Source organism: Sinomonas sp. G460-2, assembly GCF_047759905.1.
Taxonomy (GTDB): Bacteria; Actinomycetota; Actinomycetes; order Actinomycetales; family Micrococcaceae; genus Sinomonas.
Genome location: NZ_JBKZWT010000379.1, coordinates 1 through 3,137, shown reverse-complemented (window position 1 = coordinate 3,137; position 3,137 = coordinate 1). Strand labels below are relative to the sequence as shown.

Sequence of the window (3,137 nt, the reverse complement as noted above, 5' to 3'; positions counted from 1 at the left end):
TCCGTGAACCCCGATGCGGCTTCCGGCTCCGGGGAGCGACCGACGACGGCGGGTGCTCGCCTCGCGCTCGCGACGTCCGGGAGCGCCGAGCGGGGCGACCACATCTGGGCCGCGGGCGGCACGCGACCCGAGTTCGTCCAGGTGAGCGTCGCCGCCGCGGACATCGTGACGGCAGACGTGCTCGCGACCGCGATCGTCGCGGGCGGGCGCGAAACGCTGGATCACGCGACCACCCAGTGGGACATCGACGTGCTCGCCGTCAAGCGCGACGGCGGCCTCCTCGCCACGCGCGGCTTCCGGGCCCCGCGCGCGGCCTGACCTCGGCCCGCCCCAACGTCCAGGGGTCACCTCCCGTGGGTTGGCCTCCGTCCGGGGGTCACCTCCCGTGGGTTGGACCCGCGGGAGGTGACCCCTGAATCGGAGAACACCCGCGTTAGGTGACCCTTGAACGTCAGTGGCGCTCGAGGATCTCCTTGAGCCGCGCGAGGTCCTTGACGTTCGCGCGCCGCATCATCGACGCCATGAACGGCGCCGCCACCGCCGCGAAGCCGCTCGGCTCCCCCGCGTTGCGGAGGGTCATGACGGTGCCGCCCTCGCCGTCGTCCATCCACGTGTACGTGGTGCGCATGGGGAACGGGCCCTGCGCCGTGGCCATGACGAGCAGCTCGCCGGGGACGTACTCCTCGACGCGATACGTGTAGGCGAGGTCCCGGCCGAGGAAGCGGGCCACGAACTCGACCTCGCTGCCCACCGCGAGCGGCTTGGGCGTGCGCCACACGGCCGAGGCGATGTTGACGTACCACTCGGGCGCCGTGTCGGGATCCGCCGCGTAGGCCGCGACGTCCGCTCTGGGCCGCCGGATGACCTCCGACGTCAGGACGTCAACCACGGACGGGCACCCGACCCGTGAACGCGACGAGGCGATCGAGGGCGTGCGCCGACTCCTCGACGATCGTCGCGTCCGAGAACGAGCCATTCGCGCGGACCTGGTCCGAGATCGTGGCCTTCGCGAGGCCCAGCACGTACTCCGAGAGCTCGGCCGAGACGTCGAGCTTGCGGCCGAGCGCGATCGCGTAGTCCCACGCGTGGACGAGGAGCTCGAGGTTGAGGATGTTCGCCACGAGCGTCGCGGGGAGGACCGCGAAGCCCATGTCGAGCTCGCCCTCGAGGCCGCGGCGGGCGAAGGCCTCGAGCGTCGGCTCGGCGACGGCGGCGATGCGCAGCTCGGTGGGAGCGGCGGCGTCGTCCTCCGGGAGCGCGACGCCGAGCGCCGTGCCGATCCCCGTGATGCTGCCGCGGAGGTGGTTCGTGAGCGCGGCAACGTCGAAGTCCTTGCACGGCGTGGCCAGGCCCGAGGCCTCGGGGCCGACGGCGGCGAGCACCCGAGAGAGGACGGCCCACGAGGCGTCGGCGCTCTTGACCTGGTCGAAGTCCCCGGGCATGCCCCAGGCGTCGAGCCCGGCGTCGCCCGTCTCGACGAACGCGACGAGGCGGTCGAGGTAGTGGTTCCAGCCCTCGGCGTGGCTGGCCTCCTCCTCGGCGCTCAGGCCGGCGTGGACGAGCGTGACGTTCGTGCCGCCGTCGGTCGGCTCGAGCGTGATGGTGACCTGCGAGGATCCGGGGCTGACCTCCTCGCTGCCCTCCCAGCCCCAGCCGAACGCGACGCGGCGCCCCGGCTCGAGCTCGGTGACGGTCCCGCCGGCGTGGGCGCCGGGGACGACGGTCCAGCGGTAGTCTCCGCCGGCCCGGAGGTCAACGCGGGCGGAGATGGTCATCCAGCGGCGGAGGCGCTCGGGCTGGGTGACGAGGTCGAAAGCCTGGTCCGGCGTGACGGGGAGGTAAACGGTCTTCGAGTACGGCATGACGGTCCCTTCGGGATGGGTCGGTTACGGAAGCTGGGGGTCGGGGGGCTGCGCGGCGGGCGGTGACGATCTCGCGAACGCTTCGGCGTCCGCCACGAGCAGGTCGAGCTCTTGGGTCCAGAACACGGCCACCTGCTCACGCAGCCGGGCCATGCCGTCCGGCGAGAGGCGGTAGAGCCTGTTCCGGCCGTCCTTGCGGGCCTCGACGAGACCCACCTCCTCGAGCAGGAGCAGGTGCTGCGAGATGGCCGAACGCGAAACGGTGAAGTGTTCGGCGAGCGGCGTCACCGACCGCTCTCCTGCCGCGAGCAGCTGGAGGAGGCGGCGGCGGTTCGGTTCCGCTGCGACTTCCAGGAGATCGGCCATGTGAATACGTTAGCGTTTGCTAACGCGTTCTGGCAAGGGCGTCCCGCCGCCTGCGGGAGCTCGTCGGTCGCGGAGGCGCCGCCGAGGCCGCCCGCGGGAGCTCTTCCGTCGCGGGGGCGCCGCGGCCGCCCGGGCCGAAACGCTCAGAAGCGCGTGAAGTCCGCGTACTTCGGGCTCATGCCGTCGCCCGACGAGCGGCCCGTGAGGCGGCGCATGATCCACGGGCCGGCGAACTCGCGCGCCCACGTCGCGTTGGCCCGGAACTGCCCGAGCAGATTCAGGCTCGGCAGCGCGGGGGCCTCGGGAACGTCCGCGAGACCTTCGTGCTCGAGCACGCTCAACACCCGGTTGGCCATCGTCGCGTGGCCGAGCGCCGACATGTGCATGCGGTCCGCGGCCCACATGCGCCAGTCCTGGAACTCGTGGAAGCGCCAGTAGTCCACGAGCGTGGCGCCGCGACGGTCCGCGATCCACCGGACCTGCTCGTTGTAGATCGCGGTGCGTCCGCGCATCGCGCCGAAGACCTTCGACGCCCCCGCATCGAAGCCCGTGAACATCAGCACGCGGGCCCCGGAGCTCCGAAGTCGCAGGACCGCGGCGTCGTACTCCTCGAGCAGCGCGTCGATGTCGACCTTGGGGCGGAGGATGTCGTTCGCCCCCGCGTACACCGTGACGAGCGTCGGGCGGAGCGCGAGCGCGGGCTCGAGCTGCTCGGCGAGGACCTGCCGGAGCTTCTTGCCGCGGATGGCCAGATTGGCGTACCCGAAGCCTTCGTCAGCGGCCTGGAGCTGCTCCGCGACGCGATCGGCCCAGCCGCGGACGCCGTTCGGGCGCGCGGGGTCGGGGTCGCCGACACCCTCCGTGAAGGAATCGCCCAAGGCGACCCAGCGGGCGGTGAACTCGCCGCTC

Annotated in this window: 4 protein-coding genes and 1 pseudogene; 1 reads left to right on the top strand and 4 read right to left on the bottom strand. The window is 72.2% G+C overall.

All coding sequences use genetic code 11. From position 1 onward, the window contains the following. Positions 1-318, top strand: a pseudogene (locus tag ACLN58_RS20090) (hypothetical protein); the annotation flags it as partial. A gap of 133 nt (positions 319-451) precedes the next feature. On the opposite strand, the gene ACLN58_RS20085 reads toward ACLN58_RS20090, so the two are convergent. From ACLN58_RS20085 to ACLN58_RS20070, 4 genes are all read right to left on the bottom strand, one after another. Further along, entirely contained in the window at positions 452-889 is a 438-nt protein-coding gene (locus ACLN58_RS20085; RefSeq protein WP_415857000.1) for an SRPBCC family protein, read from the bottom strand. Further along, positions 882-1,862 carry a TIGR03086 family metal-binding protein gene (locus tag ACLN58_RS20080; RefSeq protein WP_415856999.1) on the bottom strand — a complete coding sequence of 327 codons (981 nt, stop codon included), beginning with the start codon at positions 1,860-1,862 and terminating at the stop codon, positions 882-884. The genes ACLN58_RS20085 and ACLN58_RS20080 overlap by 8 nt, the downstream gene beginning before the upstream one ends. A 24-nt stretch (positions 1,863-1,886) precedes the next feature. Then, a complete protein-coding gene (locus ACLN58_RS20075) occupies positions 1,887-2,228 on the bottom strand; it encodes an ArsR/SmtB family transcription factor (protein WP_415856998.1) in 342 nt (113 codons plus the stop codon). 143 nt (positions 2,229-2,371) lie between these two features. Beyond that, positions 2,372-3,137: SGNH/GDSL hydrolase family protein (locus ACLN58_RS20070; protein WP_415856997.1), on the bottom strand; the 766-nt coding region annotated here is incomplete at its 5' end.

What these genes read in the sequence shown, in the direction of transcription:
- ACLN58_RS20080 (WP_415856999.1), bottom strand. Translation starts at nt 1,862, where the DNA reads ATGCCGTACTCGAAGACCGTTTACCTCCCCGTCACGCCGGACCAGGCT.
- ACLN58_RS20075 (WP_415856998.1), bottom strand. Translation starts at nt 2,228, where the DNA reads ATGGCCGATCTCCTGGAAGTCGCAGCGGAACCGAACCGCCGCCGCCTC.